The sequence below is a fragment of the Agathobaculum sp. LCP25S3_E8 genome (assembly GCF_052117165.1).
In the GTDB taxonomy this organism is placed as follows: Bacteria; Bacillota; Clostridia; order Oscillospirales; family Butyricicoccaceae; genus Agathobaculum.
In genome coordinates this window covers 125,530-150,018 of the sequence record NZ_JBQKJR010000001.1, presented here as the reverse complement: position 1 = coordinate 150,018, position 24,489 = coordinate 125,530, and the positions used below count along the sequence as shown (strand labels likewise).

General features: G+C 57.1%; 28 protein-coding genes. All 28 read left to right on the top strand.

Going from position 1 to position 24,489, the window contains the following annotated elements; translation table 11 throughout:
• The 28 genes from secY to eno all read left to right on the top strand — a co-directional run bounded on the left by secY (nucleotide 1) and on the right by eno (nucleotide 24,366).
• The gene (secY, locus tag ACTQ34_RS00810; protein WP_441362045.1) at nucleotides 1-1,290 is read left to right on the top strand and encodes a preprotein translocase subunit SecY; all 1,290 of its coding nucleotides are present in this window, start codon (nucleotides 1-3) and stop codon (nucleotides 1,288-1,290) included.
• Between the two features lie 20 nt (nucleotides 1,291-1,310).
• Nucleotides 1,311-1,940 (top strand): adenylate kinase, encoded by a 630-nt coding sequence (locus ACTQ34_RS00805; RefSeq protein ID WP_373164382.1) that lies wholly within the window; start codon nucleotides 1,311-1,313, stop codon nucleotides 1,938-1,940.
• A gap of 3 nt (nucleotides 1,941-1,943) precedes the next feature.
• Nucleotides 1,944-2,708 carry a type I methionyl aminopeptidase gene (gene map / locus ACTQ34_RS00800; RefSeq protein WP_441362044.1) on the top strand — a complete coding sequence of 255 codons (765 nt, stop codon included), beginning with the start codon at nucleotides 1,944-1,946 and terminating at the stop codon, nucleotides 2,706-2,708.
• Complete coding sequence (locus ACTQ34_RS00795; protein ID WP_441362043.1) at nucleotides 2,708-2,986, top strand: KOW domain-containing RNA-binding protein; 279 nt, start codon at nucleotides 2,708-2,710, stop codon at nucleotides 2,984-2,986. Before map ends, ACTQ34_RS00795 begins: the two co-directional genes overlap by 1 nt.
• 20 nt (nucleotides 2,987-3,006) lie before the next feature.
• Nucleotides 3,007-3,225 (top strand): translation initiation factor IF-1, encoded by a 219-nt coding sequence (infA, locus tag ACTQ34_RS00790; protein WP_016148769.1) that lies wholly within the window; start codon nucleotides 3,007-3,009, stop codon nucleotides 3,223-3,225.
• A 100-nt stretch (nucleotides 3,226-3,325) separates the two neighbouring features.
• Nucleotides 3,326-3,439 carry a 50S ribosomal protein L36 gene (gene rpmJ / locus ACTQ34_RS00785; protein WP_441362042.1) on the top strand — a complete coding sequence of 38 codons (114 nt, stop codon included), beginning with the start codon at nucleotides 3,326-3,328 and terminating at the stop codon, nucleotides 3,437-3,439.
• 287 nt (nucleotides 3,440-3,726) lie between these two features.
• On the top strand, nucleotides 3,727-4,095 hold the full coding sequence (gene rpsM, locus ACTQ34_RS00780) for a 30S ribosomal protein S13 (RefSeq protein WP_125115736.1): 369 nt from the start codon (nucleotides 3,727-3,729) through the stop codon (nucleotides 4,093-4,095).
• Nucleotides 4,096-4,111: 16 nt separating this feature from the next.
• Nucleotides 4,112-4,516, top strand: a complete 405-nt coding sequence (gene rpsK / locus ACTQ34_RS00775; RefSeq protein ID WP_031472201.1) for a 30S ribosomal protein S11 — start codon at nucleotides 4,112-4,114, stop codon at nucleotides 4,514-4,516.
• 19 nt (nucleotides 4,517-4,535) lie between these two features.
• Entirely contained in the window at nucleotides 4,536-5,129 is a 594-nt protein-coding gene (gene rpsD, locus ACTQ34_RS00770) for a 30S ribosomal protein S4 (protein ID WP_373164385.1), read from the top strand.
• Between the two features lie 84 nt (nucleotides 5,130-5,213).
• The gene (locus ACTQ34_RS00765) at nucleotides 5,214-6,161 is read left to right on the top strand and encodes a DNA-directed RNA polymerase subunit alpha (RefSeq protein WP_441362041.1); all 948 of its coding nucleotides are present in this window, start codon (nucleotides 5,214-5,216) and stop codon (nucleotides 6,159-6,161) included.
• Nucleotides 6,162-6,266: 105 nt separating this feature from the next.
• The gene (gene rplQ, locus ACTQ34_RS00760) at nucleotides 6,267-6,611 is read left to right on the top strand and encodes a 50S ribosomal protein L17 (RefSeq protein WP_297275428.1); all 345 of its coding nucleotides are present in this window, start codon (nucleotides 6,267-6,269) and stop codon (nucleotides 6,609-6,611) included.
• Nucleotides 6,612-6,876: 265 nt separating this feature from the next.
• Nucleotides 6,877-7,341, top strand: coding sequence for a ribosome maturation factor RimP (rimP, locus tag ACTQ34_RS00755; protein ID WP_373164387.1), 465 nt, complete (start codon nucleotides 6,877-6,879; stop codon nucleotides 7,339-7,341).
• Nucleotides 7,342-7,363: 22 nt separating this feature from the next.
• On the top strand, nucleotides 7,364-8,428 hold the full coding sequence (nusA, locus tag ACTQ34_RS00750; protein WP_441362096.1) for a transcription termination factor NusA: 1,065 nt from the start codon (nucleotides 7,364-7,366) through the stop codon (nucleotides 8,426-8,428).
• A gap of 22 nt (nucleotides 8,429-8,450) precedes the next feature.
• Nucleotides 8,451-8,732, top strand: a complete 282-nt coding sequence (gene rnpM, locus ACTQ34_RS00745; RefSeq protein ID WP_297275425.1) for an RNase P modulator RnpM — start codon at nucleotides 8,451-8,453, stop codon at nucleotides 8,730-8,732.
• On the top strand, nucleotides 8,722-9,345 hold the full coding sequence (locus tag ACTQ34_RS00740) for a L7Ae/L30e/S12e/Gadd45 family ribosomal protein (RefSeq protein ID WP_441362040.1): 624 nt from the start codon (nucleotides 8,722-8,724) through the stop codon (nucleotides 9,343-9,345). Before rnpM ends, ACTQ34_RS00740 begins: the two co-directional genes overlap by 11 nt.
• 170 nt (nucleotides 9,346-9,515) lie before the next feature.
• Nucleotides 9,516-11,864 (top strand): translation initiation factor IF-2, encoded by a 2,349-nt coding sequence (gene infB / locus ACTQ34_RS00735; RefSeq protein WP_441362039.1) that lies wholly within the window; start codon nucleotides 9,516-9,518, stop codon nucleotides 11,862-11,864.
• A gap of 343 nt (nucleotides 11,865-12,207) precedes the next feature.
• Nucleotides 12,208-12,579, top strand: a complete 372-nt coding sequence (gene rbfA / locus ACTQ34_RS00730; RefSeq protein WP_373164391.1) for a 30S ribosome-binding factor RbfA — start codon at nucleotides 12,208-12,210, stop codon at nucleotides 12,577-12,579.
• Nucleotides 12,576-13,535: a DHH family phosphoesterase gene (locus tag ACTQ34_RS00725; RefSeq protein ID WP_441362038.1), complete on the top strand. Its 960-nt coding sequence runs from the start codon at nucleotides 12,576-12,578 to the stop codon at nucleotides 13,533-13,535. Before rbfA ends, ACTQ34_RS00725 begins: the two co-directional genes overlap by 4 nt.
• A complete protein-coding gene (gene truB, locus ACTQ34_RS00720; protein WP_441362037.1) occupies nucleotides 13,522-14,439 on the top strand; it encodes a tRNA pseudouridine(55) synthase TruB in 918 nt (305 codons plus the stop codon). Before ACTQ34_RS00725 ends, truB begins: the two co-directional genes overlap by 14 nt.
• Nucleotides 14,440-14,481: 42 nt before the next feature.
• Nucleotides 14,482-15,387 (top strand): riboflavin biosynthesis protein RibF, encoded by a 906-nt coding sequence (gene ribF / locus ACTQ34_RS00715; protein WP_441362036.1) that lies wholly within the window; start codon nucleotides 14,482-14,484, stop codon nucleotides 15,385-15,387.
• 547 nt (nucleotides 15,388-15,934) lie between these two features.
• Nucleotides 15,935-16,474, top strand: a complete 540-nt coding sequence (locus ACTQ34_RS00710) for an RNA polymerase sigma factor (protein WP_441362035.1) — start codon at nucleotides 15,935-15,937, stop codon at nucleotides 16,472-16,474.
• Nucleotides 16,422-17,411, top strand: coding sequence for a hypothetical protein (locus tag ACTQ34_RS00705; protein WP_441362034.1), 990 nt, complete (start codon nucleotides 16,422-16,424; stop codon nucleotides 17,409-17,411). Before ACTQ34_RS00710 ends, ACTQ34_RS00705 begins: the two co-directional genes overlap by 53 nt.
• Before the next feature lie 128 nt (nucleotides 17,412-17,539).
• Nucleotides 17,540-18,025, top strand: a complete 486-nt coding sequence (trmL, locus tag ACTQ34_RS00700; protein WP_441362033.1) for a tRNA (uridine(34)/cytosine(34)/5-carboxymethylaminomethyluridine(34)-2'-O)-methyltransferase TrmL — start codon at nucleotides 17,540-17,542, stop codon at nucleotides 18,023-18,025.
• Nucleotides 18,026-18,035: 10 nt separating this feature from the next.
• Complete coding sequence (locus tag ACTQ34_RS00695; RefSeq protein WP_441362032.1) at nucleotides 18,036-18,911, top strand: DegV family protein; 876 nt, start codon at nucleotides 18,036-18,038, stop codon at nucleotides 18,909-18,911.
• A 220-nt stretch (nucleotides 18,912-19,131) separates the two neighbouring features.
• Nucleotides 19,132-20,322, top strand: a complete 1,191-nt coding sequence (locus ACTQ34_RS00690; protein WP_441362031.1) for a phosphoglycerate kinase — start codon at nucleotides 19,132-19,134, stop codon at nucleotides 20,320-20,322.
• A 114-nt stretch (nucleotides 20,323-20,436) separates the two neighbouring features.
• Nucleotides 20,437-21,207 carry a triose-phosphate isomerase gene (tpiA, locus tag ACTQ34_RS00685; protein ID WP_373164402.1) on the top strand — a complete coding sequence of 257 codons (771 nt, stop codon included), beginning with the start codon at nucleotides 20,437-20,439 and terminating at the stop codon, nucleotides 21,205-21,207.
• A 109-nt stretch (nucleotides 21,208-21,316) separates the two neighbouring features.
• Entirely contained in the window at nucleotides 21,317-23,002 is a 1,686-nt protein-coding gene (gpmI, locus tag ACTQ34_RS00680; RefSeq protein ID WP_441362030.1) for a 2,3-bisphosphoglycerate-independent phosphoglycerate mutase, read from the top strand.
• Between the two features lie 44 nt (nucleotides 23,003-23,046).
• Complete coding sequence (gene eno / locus ACTQ34_RS00675; protein WP_297283952.1) at nucleotides 23,047-24,366, top strand: phosphopyruvate hydratase; 1,320 nt, start codon at nucleotides 23,047-23,049, stop codon at nucleotides 24,364-24,366.
• Nucleotides 24,367-24,489 lie beyond the last annotated feature (123 nt).

Below are 24,489 nucleotides of genomic sequence, written 5' to 3'. Positions count from 1 at the left end.
GTGTTTCAAACCCTTAAAAACGCCTGGAGTATGCCTGAGCTGCGCAAGAAGATCCTGTATACGCTGTTTATCCTGCTGATCTTCCGCTTTGGCTCCTGCATTCCCGTTCCGTTCATCAACACCTCGCTGCTGTCTGAGTATTTTAATCAGGCAGCGGTCGGCGGATCGATGCTCGGTTATCTGGATATGTTCACCGGCGGCGGTCTGTCCAAAGCGACGATCTTCGCCATGTCCATCACGCCCTATATCAATGCGTCCATTATCCTGCAGCTGCTGACCGTTGCCATTCCCGCTCTTGAGCGCATGGTTAAGGACGGCGGCGAGGAAGGCCGCAAGAAGATCGCTTCCTGGACCCGCTATCTGGCGGTTATCCTCGGTCTTCTGCAGGGCTTCTCTTACTATGCATTGCTGCGCAATCAGGGCTTCCTGTCCAACACGGGCGCGCTGGCCGGTGCTGCAATCATCCTGACCTTTACCGCTGGTACCGCGCTGATCATGTGGCTGGGCGAGCACATCACCCAGAACGGCATCGGCAATGGTATCTCGATTATCCTGTTTGCCGGTATTGTTTCCCGCGGTCCGTCGCTGCTGCGCACGCTGTGGAATTTGCTGCAGACGGGCGGTCAGGGCATCCTGTCGGCTGTACTGATGGTTATCATCGGTTTGGCCATCGTGGTGTTCATTGTGTTTATGTCCAATGCGGAGCGCCGCATTCCGGTACAGTACGCAAAGCGTGTGGTTGGCCGTAAGATGTATGGCGGCCAGTCCACCCACCTGCCGATCAAGGTCAATGCGTCCGGCGTTATGCCGATCATCTTCGCATCGTCCATCCTCTCCCTGCCGCAGACCATTACGATATTCTGGCAGCCGGAGTCGGGTACGGTCGGCTATCACATCCTGAACCTGTTCTCGCAGGCTAATCCGTTCTATATCGTGGTTTATGCCCTGCTGATCCTTGCGTTTGCGTATTTCTACGCATCCATTCAGTTCAACCCGATCGAGATCGCCAACAACCTCAAGAAGAACGGCGGCTTTATTCCGGGCTTCCGTCCGGGCAAGCCGACTTCGGACTTCATCACCAAGGCGCTGGGCAAGGTCACCTTTGTCGGTGCAATCTTCCTGGCAATCGTTGCGATTCTGCCGCTGGTGGTCGGTGCGATTTCCCCCACGCTGTCCAATGTGGCGCTGGGCGGCACCTCGGTCATCATCGTGGTCGGTGTTGCGCTTGACACGGTCAAGCAGTTGGAGGCGCAGATGCTGATGCGTCATCACAAGGGCTTCTTGGAATAATGCTGGAGGCGAATTAAAAAGTGAAATTGATTCTTTTGGGCGCTCCGGGCGCCGGCAAGGGAACGCTTGCATCCTATCTGATTGAAAAGATGGGCATTCCCAGCATCTCCACTGGCAATATCCTGCGTGAGGCAATCAAGAACAATACCCCCCTCGGCCAGAAGGCCAAGGGCTTCATGGATGCCGGCCAGCTTGTGCCGGATGATCTGGTAATCAATCTGCTCGAGGAGCGCATCGCGCAGCGCGACTGCAAGAGCGGCTTCATCCTCGACGGTTTCCCGCGCACCATTCCGCAGGCGGAAGCGCTGGACAAGATTTCCGATATTGATTGCGCCCTCTCCCTCGAGGTTCCCTACGAGGTCATTGAGAAGCGCATGACCGGCCGCCGCGTGTGCCTGCGCTGCGGCGCCACCTACCACATCGAGGCGAACCCGCCGCGTGTGGAAGGCGTATGTGATATCTGCGGCGATAAGCTGGTCATCCGCAGCGACGACCAGCCGGATGTAGTCCGCCGCCGTCAGGAAACCTATCACGAGCAGACCGAGCCGCTCAAGGGCTATTACGAAGCGCAGGGCAAGCTCAAGAGCATCGATGGTACGCAGGGCATTCGGGAAACCGAGAAGCTCGCGGTTGCCGCGTTGGGTCTGTAAGCTATGATACGCATTAAAACTGAGCAGGAGCTCGAACGGATGCGCGTTGCCTGCCGCCTGACCGCCATTGCGCGCAAGGCGGCGGCGGACGCCGTCCATCCCGGTGTCACTACGGGCGAAATTGACCGGATTGTCCGCAAAACAATCGAGGATGCGGGTGGCAAGCCCTCTTTCCTCGGTTATGCCGGCTTTCCCGGCAGCGCCTGTGTATCGATCAACGACGAGGTAATTCACGGCATTCCTTCGGACACCCGCGTGGTGCACGAAGGCGACATCGTGAAGGTGGACGTCGGCGCCTATATCGGCGGCTTTCACGGCGACTGCGCCTGCACCGTACCCTGCGGTGCGGTCAGCGATGAGGCCAAGCGCTTGATCGAGGTGACCCGGCAGAGCTTCTATGAGGGTATCAAATTTGCCCGCGAGGGCTACCGCGTTTCGGATATCTCCGCGGCCGTGCAGGCCTATGTGGAGAAAAACGGATTTTCGGTCGTGCGCGCGTACGTCGGTCACGGCGTGGGCGAGAATTTGCACGAATCCCCCGAAGTGCCGAACTTTGGCCGTCCCGGCCACGGCCTCCGTTTGCAGCGCGGTATGACCATCGCAGTGGAACCCATGGTCAACGTGGGTGTGTATGACATCAAGGTCCTGCCCGACGGCTGGACCGTCAAAACCAAGGACGGCAAATTGTCCGCCCACTATGAAAACACCATTGCCATCACAGATGGAGAGCCGGAGATTATGACCAATATCGACGGCGAGGTACTGTAATGGCAGAGACTCATACAGCCGACATTGTCCTGTCGCTGACCGGAAGGGACAAAGGGATGCTGATGCTGGTTGTCGCGGAAGAGGGGGATTTTCTTCTGCTGGCCAACGGGCGCGGCCGTCGGGCGGAAAGCCCGAAGCGCAAGCGCCGCCGGCATGTCAGCCGCCAGGGCCGATGCGATGAACGCACCCAGCGCAAGCTGCTGGAAAACGGCCGCCTGACCAACAGCGATATCCGTAAAGCGCTCGCCCTCTGGACGGGGGCGGAGGACGCAAATTGACCGAGGAGGGTATCCCATAAATGGCAAAAGATGATGTAATCGAACTGGAAGGTACCGTCATAGAGGCGCTGCCTAACGCGATGTTCCAGGTGGAGCTGCCCAACGGGCATAAGATTCTTGCTCATATCTCCGGCAAGCTCCGCATGAACTTTATCCGCATTCTCCCCGGCGACAAGGTCACCGTTCAGATGTCGCCCTACGACCTGACCCGCGGTCGTATTACTTGGCGTTCCAAGTAAAGAAAAAGCGGGCGGAGGCGCGTATGTGACCCGAGCGCCAGTGGTCGCCGGTTTTGCCGGTGTCCCATCCCACCAAAAATTTTGATGGAGGTAAAATGTCATGAATGTAAGACCGTCTGTAAAGCCGATCTGCGAGAAGTGCAAGATCATTCGCCGCAAGGGCAAGGTTATGGTTATCTGCCAGAACCCGAAGCACAAGCAGAAGCAGGGCTAAAACCCTTATAGGGGGTATCCAATACCCCCTATATACGAAAGAAAGTTCCGGTAGAAACTTTCTTTCGATACCCCCGGACGCGGCCCAGGGCCGCTGAGTCGAGGTATCAAAAGCACGGGCAAAGCTCGCGCTTTTGATGATAAATTGCCGCGTGAAAGGCGCGGGATGATGGTTTACGTGAACACGACAAGCACGCACGGCGAGTGCGGCGCTGCAGGGGCGGAGGCGGTCCCTATACTGTGTTTGCCAACACGCCTCAGTGTAACAAATCGGAGGTTATAGAAAATATGGCACGTATTGCCGGTGTTGACCTTCCCCGCGAGAAGCGCGTGGAGATCGGCCTGACCTACGTCTTCGGCATTGGCCGCAAGACGTCCAACGAGATCCTTAAGAAGACCGGTATCAATCCGGACACCCGCGTAAAGGACCTGACCGAAGAAGAAGCCGCTAAGCTGCGTGAAGTAATCGACCGCGACTACAACGTCGAGGGCGACCTGCGCCGCGAAATCGGTTTGAATATCAAGCGCCTGGTTGAAATTGGCTGCTACCGCGGCCTGCGCCACCGTCGCGGCCTGCCGGTTCGCGGCCAGCGCACCAAGACCAATGCACGTACCCGCAAGGGCCCGAAGAAGACCATTGCGAACAAGAAGAAGTAAGGAGGGGAACGTATAAATGGCTAAGGTACAGAAGAAGGGCGCGGCGACCCGTACGCGCCGTCGCGAGCGCAAGAACATTGAAAAGGGCGCGGCTCACATCCGTTCCTCTTTCAACAACACTATCGTTACCATCACCGACCTGAACGGCAACGCGATTTCCTGGGCTTCCTCCGGCGAAATGGGCTTCCGCGGCTCGCGTAAGTCCACTCCGTTCGCTGCGCAGACCGCGGCTGAGACCGCTGCTGCCGCTGCGATGGAGCACGGCCTCAAGACTGTTGAAGTTTACGTTAAGGGCCCTGGTTCCGGCCGCGAGGCTGCGATCCGTGCGCTGCAGGCTGCCGGCCTCGAGGTTACCATGATCAAGGACGTAACCCCGATCCCGCACAATGGCTGCCGCCCGCCCAAGAGAAGAAGAGTCTAATAGAGGAGGAAACCGATAAATGGCTAAGAATACACAGCCCGTTCTCAAGCGCTGCAAGACGCTTGGTCTCTCCCCCGCGGTTCTGGGCTACTCCAAGTCCACCAAGCGTCAGCCCAAGCAGACCCGCCGTAAGCAGTCCGAGTATGGCATGCAGCTGGCTGAAAAGCAGAAGGTAAAATTCATTTACGGCGTTCTCGAGAAGCAGTTCCATGCTTACTACGAGAAGGCAGAGCGCAAGCAGGGCATCACCGGTGAGATCCTGCTGCAGGAGCTCGAGCGCCGTCTGGACAACGTTGTTTTCCGCATGGGCTTTGCCAACACCCGCCGCGAGGCGCGTCAGCTGGTAAACCACGCGCACTTTACCGTAAACGGCAAGCGCGTCAACATCCCGTCCTATCAGGTAAAGCCGGGCGATGTTGTTGCTGTCCGTGAGAAGTCCCGCACCTCCACCAAGTTCAAGACCCTGCTGGAGGAGAACGGCAAGAAGGCCTGCCCCAAGTGGATTGACAAGGCTAAGGACTCCTTCGAGGGCAAGATCGTTGCGATGCCGGCCCGCGATGACATCGACTACGATGTTGCAGAGCACCTCATCGTCGAGTTGTACTCGAAATAATAGACCCTCGCTTTTGGAGCTGGCGAGGTGTCTGCTTCGCCTGCTCCGCTTAAAGTTTCCAACCAACGTGAAGGAGGGTACCAAATGATCGAAATCGAAAAGCCGCGCATTGACTGTGAACAGCTCGCTGAGGACGGTTCTTACGGTAAGTTCGTTGTAGAGCCGCTGGAACGCGGATACGGCACCACGCTGGGTAACTCCCTGCGCCGCATCCTGCTCTCCTCGCTGCCCGGTACGGCAGCGTCCAGCATCAAGATCGCCGGCGTGCAGCATGAGTTCTCCACCATTCCGGGCGTTAAGGAAGACGTGACCGAGATCGTGCTGAACATCAAGGGCATCATTGCCAAGCTGCATTGCGACGGCCCCAAGACGGTCTACATCGAGGCCGCCGGTGAGGGCGAAGTCAAGGCCGGTGATATCCATGCCGACGGCGAGGTTGAGATTCTCAATCCCGACATGCACATCGCCACGCTGATGAGCGACGCGCGTCTGTCCATGGAGATCACGCTGACTTCCGGCCGCGGCTATGTACCGGCTGAGAAGAACAAGCAGCATCAGACCTCCATCGGGGTCATTCCGGTGGATTCGATCTACACGCCGGTCTACAAGGTTAATTACACGGTGGAAAACACCCGTGTGCGTGACCTGACCGACTATGATAAACTCACGCTCGAGGTATGGACCAACGGCACGATCACCGCGCGCGACGCAGTTTCGCTCGGCGCGAAGGTCCTGCGCGACCACCTCGACCTGTTCGTCGACCTGTCCGAGGAGATCGGCTCCAAGTCCACGGTTGTGGAGAAGGCCGAAGCGCAGCACGATAAGGTGCTTGAAATGACCATCGAGGAGCTGGACTTCTCCGTGCGTTCGTTCAACTGCCTCAAGCGCGCCGGCATCAACACCGTTGAGGATCTGATCAACACTTCCGAAGAGGACATGATGAAGGTCCGCAACCTGGGCCGCAAGTCGCTCGAAGAGGTTATCGGCAAGCTGGAGGCCATGGGCCTGCATCTGGCCAAGTCCGAGGAATGATCCGGACGGTTGCTGCATAACCGTATCGGTTCATAAAAAGAACGATAACGCGGCGGCACGATAAGCCGCGCCGCCGCCTTTACTTTATTTTGGAGGTAAACACGAATGGCTAACAATCGCAAGCTCGGCCGTCCGACGGACCACCGTATGGCTATGCTGCGTGCGATGGTGACCTACCTGCTGGAGAACGGCAAGGTTGAGACCACCGTTGCCCGCGCCAAGGAAGTCGGCCCGCTGACTGAGAAGATGATTACCCTTGGCAAGAAGAACACGCTGGCTTCCCGCCGTCAGGCGATGGCTTTCATCACCAAGGAAGCTGTTGTAGCAAAGCTGTTCTCTGAGATTGCGCCGGAGTATGCAAGCCGTAACGGCGGCTACACCCGCATCATCAAGACCGGTCCCCGCCGCGGCGACGCTGCCGAAATGGCGATCATCGAGCTGGTTAAGTAAGGTAACGGCTCGCCCGTAAACAGGGAAAGACCCAAAAAGGTTATCCAGTAGCGTGCTTACTGGATAACCTTTTTTCTGTATGCGGCGGCATCGGCGCATGCAATAAACAAATTTTAGAAAAAACACGCTTTCTGCAAGAAAATGCCTTGCATTTACATGGAAAACGTGATATACTAAGCACGTTCAGTAAGAAAGTAACCGTAAGGAGTGGCGAAAGCCACTCCTTACGCTTTGCTTGGAGTATTTTTTTGAAGGAGGGACGGCTTTGCAGGCAAAGCAGATTGTCGCCCGCGTGGAGGAACTGGTTCGGCCCCTGTGCGAACAGGCCGGCGTTTCCCTGTGGGACGTGGAATTTGAAAAGGAAGGCGGACAGTATATGCTGACCGTCACCGTCGACCATCCGGACGGCGTGAACATCGACCAGTGTGAGCAGGTTTCGCGCGCGCTTGATCCGATGCTCGACGAAAAGGAATTTGACAGCATGCCGTCCTATACGCTGTGCGTATCCTCGGCAGGACTGTCGCGGCGGCTGAAAAAGCCTGAGCATTTCGCCGCGTTCCTTGGCCATCCGGTTGAGGTCGGCTTTTATAAGCCGGTGAATGGGGCAAAACAGGTGGAAGGCACACTGGTTGCCTACGAAAACGGTAATGTCACGCTGGAAACCGGCGGACAGCGCACGGTATATGAGCCGGCGGATATTGCGGCTGTACGGCTCGCGGTCGAGATATAAATAAGGAGTTTGATTGGAAAAAATGGTGAACGCAGAATTTTTTGATGCGCTGGAGCAGCTCGAAAAGGAAAAAGGCATCCCGGTGGATTACATGCTGGACCGCGTCGGTCAGGCGCTCATTACCGCATACAAGCGTGATAACGACGGTATGACGGATAACGTGTTTGTTGAGCCGGACCGAGACAAGAAAACCATTCGCATGTATGTACGAAAAACCGTGGTCAAAGCAGAGGACCTTTACGAGCCGTATGAGGAGATTACGCTCGAAGAGGCCGCAGAGTACAAGAAAAACCCGATGGTGGGCGACATCATCGACATTGATATCCCGACCAAGTCGTTTGGCCGCATCGCGGCACAGACCGCCAAGCAGGTTATCATTCAGGGCATCCGCGAGGCGGAGCGCGGCATGGTGATTTCCGAGTTTGAGAGCAAGGAACACGAAATTTTGACCGGTGTTATCGCCCGTATCGACCCGCGCTCGGGCAATGCATATCTTGATGTGGTTTCGGGCGGCGAGAAGAGCGAGGCGGTTCTGTCCGCATCCGAGCAGGTCCGCGGCGAAGAGCTGGTCGAGGGCCAGCGCATCAAGGTTTACCTGATCGAAGTGCGCCGCGGCACGCGCGGCCCGCAGGTGGTCGTTTCCCGCACGCATCCGGGTCTGGTTAAGCGCCTGTTCGAGCTGGAAGTGCCGGAAATCCATTCCGGTGTGGTCGAGGTCAAGAGCATTGCGCGTGAGGCGGGCAACCGTACCAAGATTGCGGTTGTTTCGCACGATGAAAACGTCGACCCCATCGGCGCATGCGTCGGTACGCGCGGCGCGCGTGTGGCCAACATCACAGGCGAGTTGAATGGCGAGAAAATCGACATCATCAAGTGGAACGAGGATACCGCGCAGTTTGTTTCCGCAGCGCTGGCCCCGGCGGACGTCATCTCCGCCACCATGCAGGCGGATAACAAGTCCTGCCGCGTGATTGTACCGGACGATCAGCTGTCGCTGGCCATCGGCAAGGAGGGCCAGAACGCGCGTCTTGCTGCCAAGCTGACCGGCTGTAAGATCGACATCGCTCCCGCATCTCAGGGCGAATAACATTACGGGGGTGCGGCAGAATATGGTGCAGAAGAAAATCCCCATGCGGCAATGCCTTGGCTGCCGCGAACATTTTCCCAAGCGCGAGCTGATTCGCGTGGTGCGCTCACCCGAAGGCGAGATAACGCTTGACTTCAAGGGAAAGGCGCCCGGCCGTGGTGCGTATCTGTGCGGCAAGCCGGAGTGCCTGAAAAAGGCGCGCAAAAGCCGCGCAATCGAGCGCGCGTTGTCCGTGACGGTTCCCGAAGAGGTTTACGATCAGCTGGAGCAGCAGATGGAACAGGAGGGTGCGCATGGCGAGTGATCCCTGTCTCGGTATGCTGGGGCTGGCGCGGCGCGCCGGTAAGCTGGCGTTTGGTGATGAGCTGGTGCGTCAGCTCTGCACAGACCATAAAGCACGCTGTGTGCTGGTCGCGGCGGATGCGGGCGAAAGCACCGCAAAAAAAGCAGCGATATATGCCGCGCGGGCGAATGTGCCGTGCATCACCCTGCCGCATGGCAAGGAGGAACTGGGCGCGGCGATTTGCAAGAACGGCTGCGCTGTGTGCGCACTCAGCGACATCGGCATGGCGGCTGCGGCCATCGGCAAACTTGCCGCAGCACATGAGGAATATACGGCCGTGGCGGAACAGCTGAGCGAAAAGAATGCACGCATTCAGTCCCGCCGGGGCAAAAAGAAACCACGTGACCGGGAGACACAGCGCAAAGCGGATGAAAAACCGTCTGTGCCCGTCAAACCGGAGCGCAAGCCGGAGCAACGCAGACGCGGTGTTTCACAGCGCGGCGCAACTGGCAAACGTCACGCGCGTCCGTCCGGCGCAGGCAGCCGTCCGGCTTCGCAGCGAAAACCCGGCGAAAACAAACGCGCAAAGCGCGTCGTCAATAGAAAATCCCCGCACAGCAAAGCAGAGCGGTGATTTTCATCCCATACACCGGCTTTGCCAGCGCATGGGATACCAGAGCGGAGCAAAGTTTCGCGCATCGGAACTTTGCGCAGCTTCGGATGCATCCGTGTCTCACGCGGTGCGTCCCCGCTCGATGCAGTCTGTATGGCTGCATCGAAGAACAGTGTTAGGAGGAGTTGCCCATGGCAATAGAGAATAAATATCGCGTACACGAGGTCGCCAAAGATTTCGGTGCATCCACCAAGGAGATTACGGAAATCCTGACCGAGTACTGTACCACGCCTAAAAATCATATGCAGGTGCTCGGCGATGAGGAACTGAGCGTCATTTTTGAATATATGACGCAGCACCATCAGGTTGCCGATCTGGAGCAGGTGCTCAACAGTCAGGCATCGTCCGGCGCGTCCGCCAAGGCAGAGCAGGCAGAGAAGCCGGCAAAGGAGCGGCCGGCACCGGAGACCAAGAAGGAAGCGGGCGCCGCGAAGGAAACCAATGTGGAAAGTGAGAAGCCGGCCCAGCCGACCAGCACCAAGGTCAAGCAGGTGCACCGTATCGACACCCGCGGTACCGGCGATGTTAACCTTGCCAAGTACGATGACCATGTCGACAAGCTGGTTGACGCGAAAGCCGAGCGCATGGAATCGCGCGGCCAGAAAAAGCAGAAGCTGACCAAGAAGTCCGACCAGCGCTCCAAGCCCTTCGGCAACAAGCGCCGGCAGGAGGAGCAGGAGAAGATGAAGCGCCTGCAGCGTCAGCAGCAGATGGCGGCACTCAAGAAGATTCCGGTCAAGGTCATGATTCCGGACGAAATTTCGGTCGGCGAGCTGGCCTCCCGCATGAAGCGCACCGCAGCAGACGTTATCAAGGGCCTCATCAAGCTGGGTGTGATGGCTTCCATCTCGGAGATCATCGACTTTGACACCGCGGCAATCGTTGCGGAGGAAATGGGCTGCAAGGTCGAGAAGGAAGTACACGTCACAATCGAGGAGCGCCTGTTTGACGAACACGAGGACAGCGAGGACGAACTGCAGCCCCGCGACCCGGTTGTCGTTGTTATGGGTCACGTTGACCACGGTAAGACCAGCCTGCTCGACGCAATCCGCAAGACCAAGGTGACCGAGGGCGAGGCCGGCGGCATCACCCAGCACATTGGCGCATACCGCGTGCAGGTGAATGGCAAGCCGATTACCTTCCTGGATACCCCCGGCCATGCGGCGTTCACATCCATGCGTGCCCGCGGCGCACAGGTAACCGACATTGCCATTCTGGTGGTCGCGGCGGACGACGGCGTCATGCCGCAGACCATTGAGGCCATCAACCACGCCAAGGCGGCCAACGTGCCAATCATTGTGGCGGTGAATAAAATCGACAAGCCGGGCGCAAACCCGGACCGCGTGCTCCAGCAGCTGACCGAGTACGAAATCGTCCCCGAAGAGTGGGGCGGTGACACGATTGTGTGCCAGATTTCGGCAAAGTTCGGTCAGGGCATTGAAAACCTGCTTGAAATGGTGCTGCTGACGGCGGAAATGGCCGACCTCAAGGCCAACCCGAACCGCAAGGCGCACGGTACGGTCATTGAAGCCAAGCTCGACAAGGGCCGCGGCCCGGTGGCAACGCTGCTGGTGCAGAACGGCACGCTGCATGCGGGCGATACGGTCATTGCCGGCACGGCGGTCGGCCGCGTGCGTGCGATGACCAACGATGACGGCAAGAAGATTCAGGAAGCCGGCCCGTCCGTTCCGGTTGAGATCATCGGTCTGGCCGAAGTACCGGGCGCGGGCGATATCTTCGATGCAGTCGATGACGAGAAGATGGCGCGTGAGCTGGTTGAGCAGCGCAAGGACAAGGAAAAGGAAGAGCGTAACAAGCAGTTCCACAAGGTCACGCTCGACAACCTGTTCGCTTCCATTCAGGAAGGCGAGATGAAGGAGCTGAACATCATCGTCAAGGCCGACGTACAGGGTTCGGTCGAGGCGATTCGCTCTTCGCTCGAGAAGCTCTCCAACGACGAGGTGCGCGTCAAGGTCATTCATGGCGCGGTCGGTGCTATCAACGAGTCCGACGTCATGCTGGCCGCAGCATCTGGTGCGATTATCGTCGGCTTCAACGTGCGTCCTGACCGCACGGCTACCGATTCGGCAGCGCAGCAGGGCGTAGATATGCGTATGTACCGCGTCATTTATGATGCGATTGAGGAAATGGAGCAGGCGATGAAGGGCATGCTCGAGCCGAAGTTTAAGGAAGTTGTGCTCGGTCATGCCGAAGTGCGTCAGGTATTCAAAATTACAGGCGCAGGCGCGGTTGCCGGCTGCTATGTGCAGGACGGCAAGATTCAGCGCAATGCCGAGGTGCGTGTGGTGCGCGACGGTATCGTATTCCATGAGGGCCACCTCAACACGCTCAAGCGCTTTAAGGACGATGTCAAGGAAGTTGCTTCCGGTTACGAGTGCGGCATGAGCATCGAGAACTATAACGACATCAAGGAGCAGGATATTATTGAATGCTTCGTGATGGAGGAAGTAAAGCAATAAAGGGTTTCGTTTGAAAGCACGCTTTCAAACGAGGGCGCTGTGCCGTGTGAGACACGGACACAGCACGGGCGGCAAAAGTTCCGATATGCGAAACTTTTGCCGTACTGGTGCAAAAAACCACGCACATGTCGCGGCTTTTTGCGCTTCCGCGGGTGCGGAAGCAATCAGAGTTTTACAAAACCGGGGCTTTGCCTCGGTTTTGTACCCCTGCTTCGGGACACGTGTCCCGAACCGCCCTTGCGGTGCAAGGGCGAGGGGGTTATCGAAACAAGTTTCTCCCGGAACTTGTTTCGTATCTAAGGGGGACTGGTCCCCCTTAGACCCGGACCGAAGGGAGGAAAATATGTCTACACGAATTGACCGCATTTCGGAAGAAGTGATGAAGGCGCTGGCTGAGGCCATGCGTTCCGTTAAGGACCCACGCGTGCAGAACGGTCTGGTTTCGGTCGTGCACTGCGAGGTTACAAACGACTTGCGCTATGCCAAGTGCTTTATTTCGGTGCTGGGCAGCGAGCAGCAGGCCAAAGAGGTCATGAAGGGCCTGAAATCCGCCGCGGGCTGGCTGCGGCGCGAGGTAGGCCACAAGGTGCAGCTGCGCTATGCGCCCGAGCTGGTGTTCGAGTTGGATAACTCGATCACCCATGGCGCGCACATTTCGGAAATGCTGCATGAACTGAAAAACGAGGGCAAGCTCGGAGGGGAGGACGAGGAATGACCGTAGACGTTGCGGGCGCTGCCGCGGCGCTGCAAGGCGCGGATAATATCCTCATCCTGAGCCACCGCCGTCCGGACGGTGATACCACGGGCTGCGCGGGTGCGCTGTGCCGTGCGCTGCGGCAGATCGGCAAGACTGCGTTTATTTTGGAGAATCCTGAGATCACCAAACGTTATGCGCCGATGATTGTACCCTGTTATCCGACGGAGGGCTTTCAGCCGCAGTTTGTGGTTTCCACCGACATTGCGGAGGAAAAGCTGTTTCCTGATACGGCGGAGGAGTTCAAGGGTAAGGTCGATCTGGTGATCGACCACCATCGTTCGAATATTGGTTTCGGCAAGAAAAATCTGGTTCGGCCGGACGCGGGCGCATGCGCCGAGGTGCTGTACGATGTGATTATGGCGCTTGGCGTGAAGCTGACCACCGACATTGCCGAGTGTATCTATGTCGGCGTTTCGACTGATACGGGCTGCTTTAAGTTTTCCAACACCACTGCGCACACGCATGCGGTCGCGGCGGCATGCCTGACCGCGGGCATCGACGGCGGCGAAATCAATCGCGCCCTGTTTGAGACCAAGACCATGCCGCGTTTCCAGATGGAGCGCATCATTTTTGATACGATGGAGTTCTGTGAGGATGGCGCGATAGCAATCGCGATGCTGTGGCGTGCGGACATCGACCGTACAGGTGCGGACATGGATGACTTGGATTCGATTGCGTCGCTGACACGGCAGATTGAGGGTGTGCAAATCGGTATTACGCTGACCGAAAACAAGGATAAAACGGTCAAGGTATCCGTACGCACCACCAAGGAGATGGATGCATCGGCCATTTGCAGGAAATGCGGCGGCGGCGGACACATCCGCGCGGCCGGCGCGAGCTTTGACTGCGGCATGGAGGAGGCCAAAGCGGCTATCCTTGCGGCCGCACGGGAGCAGTATCATGCAGCAAAGTGAGCTTTGCGGTATCCTGCTGATGGACAAGCCGCAGGACTTTACCTCGCATGACGTGGTCGCCAAGCTGCGCGGCATTCTGCACACGCGGCGTATCGGTCACGGCGGCACGCTTGACCCAATGGCAACCGGTGTGCTGCCGGTGTTTGTCGGCGGGGCAACCAAAGCGGCGGATTTCGCCGCTGCGCAGGATAAAGAATATGTTGCGGGTTTTACGCTCGGCTATGAAACCGACACGCAGGATGTGACCGGCGAAACACTGCGCCGCAGCGGAAAAACCGCGACGCGCGATGAGGTTATGCAGGCGGCAGCGCGCTTTCTGGGCGCGCAGCAGCAGGTGCCGCCGATGTATTCGGCGGTCAAGGTGAATGGGCAAAAGCTCTATGACCTTGCCCGCAAAGGCAAGGAGGTTGAGCGGCCCGCGCGTGACATTTTTGTGCATGAGATGATGCTCACGGACTTTGATGAGGCGGCGCAGAAAGGAATGCTGCGGCTGACGGTCAGCAAGGGCACCTATGTGCGCACGCTGGTGCATGATATGGGTGTATCGCTCGGTACGCTGGCGGTGATGCACAGTCTGGTGCGCACGCGCGCGGGCGCGTATCCGCTGGATGCCTGCCACACGTTTGACGAGGTCGAGCAGGCGATGCAGGACGGCAAGGCACAGGATTTGCTGCTGCCGGTGGACGGTCTGTTTGCCGAATATCCGGCGGTGACGCTTACCGACGAGGGAGCAGAACGCATTGCGCGCGGCGCGGTGGTTTTTCCGCGGCAGGCGGCGGGAATGCCCGAAATCGAAAGCGCGTTGTGCCGCGTATACCATCAGGCGCAGTTTCTCTTACTCGGACAGGTGCGTGCGCTCAACAAGGGCGGATTGGGCCTGTTTGTCTACAAGAATTTTAAATAACACAGCCTGTCTGCGGGCAGGTGTTCAGAAGGGGGCAACCCTATGCGGGAATATCAAAAGCCGCGTGCGATTGCGCTGGGCTATTTTGACGGCGTCCATCTGGGTCATCAGGCGCTGATGGAGCGCGCAGTTGAGCGCGCAAAGCAGATTGGCGGCACAAGCGCGGTGTTCACGTTTGACGTACATCCGGATTCCGTCGTGCTGGGGCGTCAGGTGCCGCTGCTGACGGCCAATGCCTATCGCCGTGAGGAAATTAAAACGCTCGGCGGCGTGGATGAGGTCATCTTCGGTCACTTTGATGAGCATATGCAGCATATGGACTGGCGCGATTTCATTCACAAAATGCTCATCGGGCAGTTCGGTGCGCGTTGGATCATTTCGGGCCGCAACAATCGTTTCGGCTATAAGGGACAGGGAAATGCCGAGGGCATGGCAGAGGAGTGCAAAAAGGCCGGTATCGGCTATGACTGCATTGAGGATATCAAGGTGGACGGAATTGTGGTTTCCTCGACCTACATCCGACAGCTGATTTCGCAGGGCGACATGGAGGGTGCGGCACGTTTCCTCGGTCATCCGTACACCGTGACCGGTGTGGTTGAGCATGGCCGGCGTGTGGGCACAAGCGTGCTGAAAGTGCCGACCGTCAATCTCGCGCTGCCGCCCGAAATGGCGCTGCCGCCTTATGGCGTATACGCGACACGCGTGCTGGTGGGCGGCAAGAGCTATATTGCGGCAACCAATATTGGCATCAAGCCGACGTTTATAGATGGCGGTGCGCCGACCATCGAACCGCATCTGCTTGATTTTGCGGGCGACTTGTATGGTAAGATGATTCATGTTGAGCTGCACAAGTTCCTGCGACCGGAAAAACGTTTTGAATCGGCCGAGGCACTGCGCGCGGCAATCGACGAAAATGTGAAGCAGACACGTGACTTTTTTGCAAAATAAACCTTTCAGACAAAACGGGCGGCATCTTTCGATGCCGCCCGTTTGATTTGTTGCAAACGCAAAGAGATGGGGCTGCCCATATGGGCAGCCCCGTGAAAGAGAATGGTATAAAGAGAAAAGGTAATTGAAAATATCGAAAATCGTTTAAAGCTCTGTCTCAGCGCGAAGTGCGGCCGAACAGGAAACCAGAGCGAATGTGAAACGGTGCAGTGTTTACATGATAGGCATCGGACAGCATCTGGTCGAGCGCTTCAAAATAAGAAGACTTCTTACGCATTGGAATGACCTCCGTTTCATGATGTACTTTGCTTTCATTTGATAACTTTATTATAGTTATTTTATATAAAACTGCAAGATGAAATTTATTCAATATTTCCGTAGAATTTAAGATATTATTGTTGAATATGACTATTTGATGAGAAAGAAATTGCACATTGTTAACAAAGTCGAGGTAAGATGTGGCGGGAAATAAGGAAAAGACGGCATCCGGTCGGGAACAATCCGGCTCGTTCCCTCGTGTTGTTGGCAGAAAGGAGGATGGAGCAAGATGCAAACTAACCTGCGTTCGGACACATTCCTATATGATGCAATGGAGCGCTGCGGCGATGCAGTCTATCGGCTGGCGCTGTGCCGGCTGGGCGGGCGCGCGGATGCGGAGGATGTGTATCAGGAGGTATTTCTGCGGCTGCTGCGCGATACAACCGACTTCCGTGATGACGAGCACCTCAAGGCGTGGCTGCTGCGCGTGACAGTCAACTGCTGCAACGACCTGCGTCGGTCGGCATGGTTTCGGCGCACTGCGCCGCTTGAGGCCGCTCCAGATGCCGCAGCACCGGCACAAGACGGAAACGACGAACTCTGGCAGGCGGTGCGCGCACTGCCGGACGATTTGCGTATCGTGGTCTGGCTGCACTACGTCGAGGGGTATGGTACGGACGAAATCGCGCCGCTGGTGGGCTGCCGCCCCGCGACGGTGCGCACCCGCCTGCACCGCGCCCGCAAAAAACTGAGAATCGAACTGGAGGGAAATGATGATGGACAACCGGAACAACTGGAACCGACTGAAGAATATCAAAGCGCCAGATGAACTGAAGGAGCGCACCCTTGCAGCAGCGCGGCAGGCGCGTCGGGAAGAGCAACAGAACACACCGCAGCATCTGGCAGCTGCGCCGCGCCGCCGGTTCGGCATGGCAAAGAGGATTGTAGCCGTGGCATGTGCATTCGGCGTGGTGGTCGGCGGCACGGCGGTTTGGAAGTCGCAGCAAAGCGGCCAGCCCGCTTCCGATGCAGTGGCTGAGGCGGTCGCGCACTCGTTCGGCATCGTGGCGTATGCTGCGGAAACAGGGGAGGTGCTGGAGCCAAAGAACAGCAAGATTGTGTTCGATGATGGAGCTGGCGTGGACGACCCAGAAAAAGGATTTTTCTCCGGCTGTTTGTTCAAGGTGACAGGCGAGAATATCCAAAGCGTGAGCGCGTCGATGGATAAAGGTGGTCTGTATCGCACCAAGACGCTGACCGGTTTTGATGTAGATGCATATTATCAGATGACGGCAGCGGCGGAAGAGGCCTTGCGGGCAGGGAAAAGTTCCGCTGTTGCGGCAGCGGAAGCTGCATCCGACCCACGGTTGGAAGGCGCGGATGAGGTGATGTCATACGGTTTAGGCGAAACAGAGAATGCATCCGAGATCGATGCCTGTTGGAAGCTGGAAAACGGTTTTGTGGACGACTATGATCCGGAAGTAAGTTATGGATTCTGGGGCGAGCCCAAGCCGTATGATCCCAATGCCGATCTACGCGAAGCGTGGCACGGCCGCATCGACGAATTTGACGGCGCGGTGCTGACCGTCACGGTGACCTTCACCGATGGAACGACCGACACCCAGACCCTCACCCTGCACACCGGCAAACTGGGCGTCACCTACCCGGATGACGGCAGTGGTATGCGGCTTACCGGCGAGGTGCTGACTGATGAGCAGGCCGCCGAGCAAGGATATGTTTACGGCGTTTACGCGGAAATTGCATAACAGAGTGTTATTTTCCCCCAATCTTTTCTGATTGGGGGATTTATTTTTGCGAAAAAACAGCAAATATCTTGAAAAATGCATGGGTATCGCCTAAAATAAAAAGAGCTTTGAAAAATGAGGAGAGACATATGCTGCATATTGTTCTGGTCGAGCCGGAGATTCCGCAGAATACCGGCAACATTGCCCGCACCTGTGCGGCAACGGGCTGCGTGCTGCATTTGATAGAGCCGCTCGGCTTTGCAATCGATGACAAGCGGATGAAACGCGCGGGGCTGGATTACTGGCACCTGCTGGACGTTCGCATGTACAAAAACTTAAATGAGTTTTTTGAGAAAAATCCAAACGGCCGCTACTTCTACGCGACCACGAAAGCGCCGCGCGCCTATCACGAAGCGGAGTACCGCGACGGCGACTATCTGATGTTCGGCAAGGAGACAAAGGGACTGCCGGAGGACCTGCTGATAGCACATCCGGAACGCTGCGTGCGTATCCCGATGCGCGAGGGCGCAAGAAGCCTCAATCTGTCCAACTCGGTGGCGGTGATTGCGTTTGAAGCACTGCGGCAGACTGGTTTTGAAAACCTCAGGCTCGCGGGACCGTTCCCGCAGGGATAAGGAGGGAAACATGGAAAAAATACATATTATGACCGATTCGTCCGCGGATATCCCGCAGGCGCTGGTGGAAAAGTACGGTATTGAAATCATCCCCATTACGCTCACGCATGAGGGACGAACCATCCGCGAATACTATGACATCACACCTGAGGAATACTGCAAGCTGCTGGAGACCAGCCGGGAGATTCCGACGACTGCGATGATTACGCCGACGGTATTTCTGGATTCCTACCGGCGCGCGGCAGAGCGCGGCTGCACGCATTATATGGGCGTGCTCATCAATGCGAACGGTTCGGGAACCTATCAGGCGGCCTGTCTTGCGCGCGATATGTTCCGCGAGGAGGCGGGCGAGGCGATGCAGATTGCATTGTTCGACTCGGCCACTTACACTTATATCTATGGACATATCGTGGTGATGGCGGCGCAGCTGCGCGATCAGGGCGACAGCTTCGATGCGATCTGCGGCGTAGTAAAAAGCCGTTTGAACCGCGTGGAGGCATTCCTCGGTGTGTACAGCCTGACGCATCTGAAGAAATCCGGCCGGATTTCGGGCGGCGCGGCTTTTGTCGGCGAGGCGCTGGGACTCAAGCCTATCAGCCATGTGTACGGCGGCGCAGTCAAGGTTTGTGACAAGGTGCGTGGAGAGAAAGCGTTGGTCAGCGGCATGATTCGCAAGGTATCCGGCCGCGTGGTGCAGCCGGAAAAGCAGACGGCGCTGCTGCTCTACGGCGATGTACCGGCTGCGCGCATCGATGAAATGGAAAAGCGCCTGCGCACGGAGATAGGCTTTAAGGACGTGCTGCGCAGCCCGATTGGACCGTCTGTGCTGACCAATACCGGTCCACAGGCACTGGCCGTTGCGTTCTATGGACAGCCGCGCACGTGAGGTCAATTGGTCATATTGTTTAATTTTTCACAATTATTTCCGGCAAAACGCAAAAATCCTCTAAAAGAGAACGGAAAGACAAGGTTTTTCACAATTTGGCTTGCGAATCACAGGAGAAACGAGTATAATTTTGTAATGGAAACGGAATTCTTTTTATGGGAAGGCCGGAAATTTGCTCCGTATCGCTAACTTTTATATTCAGAAAGGGAGAGGGATATTTATGCAGTATAACAAGAAGAGCGTTGAGGACATCGACGTAAACGGCAAGAAGGTTATCGTTCGCTGCGATTTTAACGTTCCGCAGGATGAGAACGGCAACATCACCGACGACAAGCGCATTCGCGCGTCGCTCGAGACCATCAAGTATCTGCTGGATCACAATGCGGCTGTGATTCTGTGCTCGCACCTCGGCCGTCCGAAGGGCGAAGTTAATATGAAGTATTCTCTCGCGCCGGTTGCCAAGCGCCTGAGCGAGCTGCTCGGTCAGGAAGTAAAGCTGGCGAAGGATGTTGTCGGCGAGGATGCCAAGAAGCTCGCGGCGGAAGTCAAGCCGGGCGAGGCTATTCTGCTCGAGAACGTCCGCTTTGAGAAGGGCGAGACCAAGAACGATCCTGCGCTGGCAAAGGCGTTTGCCGATATGGCTGAAATTTTTGTTAACGATGCATTCGGCACGTCTCACCGTGCGCATGCTTCCACCGCTGGTATTGCCGACTATCTGCCGGCTGTCTGCGGCTTCCTCATCAACAAGGAAATCTCCATCATGGGCAAGGCGCTCTCCGATCCGGCTCGTCCGTTCGTTGCTATTCTGGGCGGCGCGAAGGTTTCCGATAAGATCAATGTCATCAACAACCTGATTGACAAGTGCGACACCGTCATCATCGGCGGCGGCATGGCCTACACCTTCTCCAAGGCGCAGGGCGGCAAGATCGGCACTTCGCTGTGCGAGGATGACAAGATGGACCTTGCGCTCGGCCTTATCAAGAAGGCGGAAGACAAGGGCGTCAAGCTCCTGCTGCCGGTTGACACGGTTTGCGGCGACCACTTCGGCGCGGACGCAGAGCCGGTCGTTTACGAGGCAGGCCAGCTGCCGGACAACATGATGGGCATGGATATCGGCCCGAAGACCATTGCGCTGTTCTCCGATGCGGTGAAGAACGCCGGCACGGTTGTTTGGAACGGCCCGATGGGCGTGTTTGAGTTCGATACCTTTGCAGTCGGCACCAAGGAGGTTGCCAAGGCAATCGCGGCTTCCGGTGCGGTTTCCATCATCGGCGGCGGCGACTCTGCGGCTGCGGTTGAGAAGCTGGGCTTTGCGGACAAGATGACCCACATCTCCACCGGCGGCGGCGCTTCCCTTGAGTTCCTCGAGGGTCTGGAGCTGCCCGGCATCGCTTGCCTGCAGGACAAGTAAATTGCGCGTTTTGCGCGAAAATGTGCTTTATACCGGGGCGTGTGCTGCCCCGCTATAATACATATTGATCAGGACGGATACGCCGTCGAAAAGTTTGAAAGGGGTAAAACCAAAATGAATCGCAGATACCGTAAGACCATCATCGCCGGCAACTGGAAGATGAACAAGACGCCGAGCGAGGCAAAGGCCCTCATCGAAGAGATGAAGCCGCTGCTTTCCAAGACCAAGTGGTGCGAGATGGTTCTTTGCGTGCCGTTTACCGATATTCAGGCTGCTGTGAAGGCTGCCAAGGGCTCCAAGATTGCCATCGGTGCGGAAAATATGCATTTTGAGAAGTCCGGCGCGTTCACGGGCGAAATTTCTGCCGATATGCTCAAGGAGCTGGGCGTGAAGTACGTCATCATCGGTCACTCCGAGCGCCGTCAGTATTTCAACGAGACCGACGAGGCCTGCAACAAGAAGGTTCTGGTTGCGCTTGAAAACGGCCTTCGCCCGATCCTGTGCGTTGGCGAGAGCCTGACCGAACGCGAGCAGGATGTTACCATGGAGGTTATCCGCAAGCAGATCAAGATTGCTCTGCAGGGCGTTGCTTTGGAGGATATCAAGAAGGTTGTTATCGCTTACGAGCCGATCTGGGCGATCGGCACCGGCAAGACCGCTACCGCTGAGCAGGCGGGTGAGGTCTGCGGCGCGATCCGCGACTGCCTGCGCGAGAAGTATGGCGCGCGTGCGGCCCGTGGCATCACCATCCAGTACGGTGGTTCGATGAACGCCAAGAACGCAGCCGAGCTGCTGGCTCAGCCGGATGTTGACGGCGGCCTCATCGGCGGTGCCTCCCTGAAGAGCGCTGACTTCGCAACCATCGTCGAAGCAGCTAATCAATAAGATAAGGATTACGGTGAGGGTTTACTCCCCGCGCCGTGCGTGCGGGAGGGGACATCGGAAACAGCGTTGTCCCCTTTCGTCCGCTTTTGTAAAGGAGTAAGTAAAGAATATGAAAAAGCAAAATGTGTCGAGCAAGGCGGCAGCTGAAGAGGTAAAGACTGCGGCTGCGGAGACTCAGGTTGAGAAACAGTCCGCAGCCCCCAAGGCGACCGCTGCGAAAAAGACCACGACGGCGAAGAAGACGACCACTCGTAAGCCTGCTGCTAAGAAGGCAGACGAGCCGAAGAAGCCGACCGCGCTGATCATCATGGACGGCTTTGGTCACCGCGAGGAGAAAAAGGGCAACGCAATTGAGGCGGCCAACACCCCGAACCTTGACCGCATCTTTAAGGAGAATCCGCTGGTTTATATCGGCGCTTCCGGCTTGGATGTTGGTCTGCCGGACGGCCAGATGGGCAACTCCGAGGTTGGCCACACCAATATTGGCGCGGGCCGCATCGTATATCAGGAACTGACCCGCATCACCAAGTCCATTCAGGACGGCGATTTCTTCTCGAATGAAGCGCTGATGAGCGCAATCAACCAGTGCAAGTGGTTTGATTCCACGCTGCACATCTTCGGTCTGCTGTCCGACGGCGGCGTACACTCGCATATTGACCATATGTTCGCGCTGCTCGAACTGGCGCGCCGCAACGGTTTGCGCAAGGTATGCTTCCACTGCTTTATGGACGGCCGTGACACACCGCCGCAGTCCGGTATCGAGTATATCGACCGCCTGCAGAACAAGATTGATACGCTGGAGCTTGGCTGCATTGCCACGATTTCCGGCCGTTACTACGCGATGGACCGCGACAAGCGCTGGGACCGCGTAGAAAAGGCATATCAGGCGATTGCCGAGGGCATCGGCGAGCATGCCGCTACCGCGCATGAGGCGATGCAGAAGTCTTATGACGCAGGCGTCACCGACGAGTTTGTCGTTCCGGTCATCGTAACCGAGGGCGCGACCGTCAAGGATGACGACGCGATTATCTTTGCCAACTTCCGTCCCGACCGTGCGCGTGAAATCACCCGCGCGTTCGTTGACCATGAGTTTGACGGCTTCAAGCGTCAGCGCCGCAACATCCACTATGTCTGCATGACGCAGTATGATGCGACCATCGCGGGCGTAGAGGTTGCTTTCAAGCCGCAGAGCCTGAAGAACACTTTCGGCGAATATATCTCGAACAAGGGCCTGACCCAGCTGCGTATCGCAGAAACCGAGAAGTATGCACACGTCACCTTCTTCTTCAACGGCGGCGTGGAGAAGGAATACCCGGGCGAGGACCGCGCGCTGATTCCGTCTCCCAAGGTGGCCACCTACGACCTCCAGCCGGAGATGAGCGAGCCTGCCGTGACCGAGGAGTGTGTCAAGCGCATCCTGTCCGGTAAGTATGACGTTATCGTGCTGAACTTTGCCAACTGCGACATGGTTGGCCACACCGGTGTGTTCGATGCTGCTGTTAAGGCGATCGAAGCGACCGATGACGGCGTGGGTAAGGTTGTGGACGCTATCCTCAAGATGGGCGGCCAGTGCCTGATTACCGCGGACCATGGCAACGTTGACCAGATGCTCGATGCAGACGGCGTAACTCCGTTCACTGCGCACTCGACCAATCCGGTGCCGCTCGTGATGGTAGGCCATCCGGGCAAGCTGGCAGAGGGCGGCGTGCTGGCGGATCTGGCGCCGACACTGCTGGAAATGATGGGCCTGCCGCAGCCGGAGGAAATGACCGGTCATAGCCTGCTCATCAAGTAAACTATTGCGTATCCCCAAATTTCAAATAAAAAGGAGTAAGAATTATGAAGGGCTACATTGAAATTGTTGATGTACTCGGCCGCGAGGTCATGGACTCCCGTGGCAACCCGACCGTTGAGGTTGAGGTTTACGTTGAGGGCGACACCGGCGCCTATATGGGCCGCGCGGCTGTTCCGTCCGGCGCTTCCACCGGTATCTTTGAGGCTTGCGAGCTGCGTGACGGCGACAAGTCCCGTTACAATGGCAAGGGCGTTCTGAAGGCGGTTGACGCTGTTAACGGCGAGATCGCTGAGACCATCATCGGCATGAACGCGCTTGACCAGCAGGCTATCGACAAGGCGATGATCGATGCGGACGGCACCCCGAACAAGACCAAGTTCGGTGCAAACGCTATCCTGGGCGTATCGCTGGCAGTTGCAAAGGCTGCTGCTGAGGCTCTGTCTCTGCCGCTGTACAACTATATCGGCGGCTGCAATGCCAAGACCCTGCCGATGCCCATGATGAACATCCTCAACGGCGGCGCACATGCGACCAACAACGTTGAGATTCAGGAATTCATGATTATGCCGGTTTCCGCTCCGTCCTTCCGTGAGGCGCTGCGCCGCTGTGCAGAAGTGTTCCATCAGCTCAAGACCACCCTCAAGGAGAACGGCACCCCGGCTGCGGGCGTTGGCGACGAGGGCGGCTACGCTCCCAACCTGAAGAAGGATGAGGACGCGCTCAAGGTTATCGTTAAGGCAATCGAAGAGGCTGGCTATAAGCCCGGCGAGGACTTCATGATTGCAATCGACGCTGCTTCCTCCGAGTGGTGGAACGACGAAGAGAAGTGCTATATCCAGCCCAAGTCCGGCAAGAAGATGACCCAGCAGCAGCTGGTTAAGATGTGGAAGGGCTTTGCTGAGAAGTACCCGATCATCTCCCTCGAGGACGGCATGGCTGAAGAGGACTGGGAAGGCTGGGAGATGCTGACCAAGGCTCTTGGCGACAAGATCCAGCTGGTTGGCGACGACCTGTTTGTTACCAACACCACCCGCCTGAAGAAGGGCATCGATATGGGTGTTGCAAACTCCATCCTCATCAAGGTTAACCAGATCGGTTCTCTGACCGAGACCCTGGACGCTATCCAGATGGCAAACCGTGCGGGCTACACCGCGGTTGTTTCTCACCGTTCGGGCGAGACCGAGGACGCTACCATTGCTGACATCGCTGTTGCGCTCAACGCCGGCCAGATCAAGACCGGTGCTCCGAGCCGTACCGACCGCGTTGCGAAGTACAATCAGCTGCTCCGCATCGAGGAAGAGCTGGGCGAGGATGTTGCAAAGTACCTCGGCAAGGACGCTTTCTTCAATCTGAAGAACAAGTAAGCATCAACGTATGCTTTGAAAAAAGCCGTTCATCAAAAGATGAACGGCTTTTGTTTTGCGAAGAACAGGACAGGAATCGGTCGAATACACGAATTATTTTGCGAAAAAGGGATAAAAAGCTAA

Coding starts and splice junctions, on each gene's coding strand:
- map (WP_441362044.1), top strand. CDS start 1,944: ATGATACGCATTAAAACTGAGCAGGAGCTCGAACGGATGCGCGTTGCC.
- ACTQ34_RS00795 (WP_441362043.1), top strand. CDS start 2,708: ATGGCAGAGACTCATACAGCCGACATTGTCCTGTCGCTGACCGGAAGG.
- infA (WP_016148769.1), top strand. CDS start 3,007: ATGGCAAAAGATGATGTAATCGAACTGGAAGGTACCGTCATAGAGGCG.
- rpmJ (WP_441362042.1), top strand. CDS start 3,326: ATGAATGTAAGACCGTCTGTAAAGCCGATCTGCGAGAAGTGCAAGATC.
- rpsM (WP_125115736.1), top strand. CDS start 3,727: ATGGCACGTATTGCCGGTGTTGACCTTCCCCGCGAGAAGCGCGTGGAG.
- rpsK (WP_031472201.1), top strand. CDS start 4,112: ATGGCTAAGGTACAGAAGAAGGGCGCGGCGACCCGTACGCGCCGTCGC.
- rpsD (WP_373164385.1), top strand. CDS start 4,536: ATGGCTAAGAATACACAGCCCGTTCTCAAGCGCTGCAAGACGCTTGGT.
- ACTQ34_RS00765 (WP_441362041.1), top strand. CDS start 5,214: ATGATCGAAATCGAAAAGCCGCGCATTGACTGTGAACAGCTCGCTGAG.
- rplQ (WP_297275428.1), top strand. CDS start 6,267: ATGGCTAACAATCGCAAGCTCGGCCGTCCGACGGACCACCGTATGGCT.
- nusA (WP_441362096.1), top strand. CDS start 7,364: ATGGTGAACGCAGAATTTTTTGATGCGCTGGAGCAGCTCGAAAAGGAA.
- rnpM (WP_297275425.1), top strand. CDS start 8,451: ATGGTGCAGAAGAAAATCCCCATGCGGCAATGCCTTGGCTGCCGCGAA.
- ACTQ34_RS00740 (WP_441362040.1), top strand. CDS start 8,722: ATGGCGAGTGATCCCTGTCTCGGTATGCTGGGGCTGGCGCGGCGCGCC.
- infB (WP_441362039.1), top strand. CDS start 9,516: ATGGCAATAGAGAATAAATATCGCGTACACGAGGTCGCCAAAGATTTC.
- rbfA (WP_373164391.1), top strand. CDS start 12,208: ATGTCTACACGAATTGACCGCATTTCGGAAGAAGTGATGAAGGCGCTG.
- ACTQ34_RS00725 (WP_441362038.1), top strand. CDS start 12,576: ATGACCGTAGACGTTGCGGGCGCTGCCGCGGCGCTGCAAGGCGCGGAT.
- truB (WP_441362037.1), top strand. CDS start 13,522: ATGCAGCAAAGTGAGCTTTGCGGTATCCTGCTGATGGACAAGCCGCAG.
- ribF (WP_441362036.1), top strand. CDS start 14,482: ATGCGGGAATATCAAAAGCCGCGTGCGATTGCGCTGGGCTATTTTGAC.
- ACTQ34_RS00710 (WP_441362035.1), top strand. CDS start 15,935: ATGCAAACTAACCTGCGTTCGGACACATTCCTATATGATGCAATGGAG.
- ACTQ34_RS00705 (WP_441362034.1), top strand. CDS start 16,422: ATGGACAACCGGAACAACTGGAACCGACTGAAGAATATCAAAGCGCCA.
- trmL (WP_441362033.1), top strand. CDS start 17,540: ATGCTGCATATTGTTCTGGTCGAGCCGGAGATTCCGCAGAATACCGGC.
- ACTQ34_RS00695 (WP_441362032.1), top strand. CDS start 18,036: ATGGAAAAAATACATATTATGACCGATTCGTCCGCGGATATCCCGCAG.
- ACTQ34_RS00690 (WP_441362031.1), top strand. CDS start 19,132: ATGCAGTATAACAAGAAGAGCGTTGAGGACATCGACGTAAACGGCAAG.
- tpiA (WP_373164402.1), top strand. CDS start 20,437: ATGAATCGCAGATACCGTAAGACCATCATCGCCGGCAACTGGAAGATG.
- gpmI (WP_441362030.1), top strand. CDS start 21,317: ATGAAAAAGCAAAATGTGTCGAGCAAGGCGGCAGCTGAAGAGGTAAAG.
- eno (WP_297283952.1), top strand. CDS start 23,047: ATGAAGGGCTACATTGAAATTGTTGATGTACTCGGCCGCGAGGTCATG.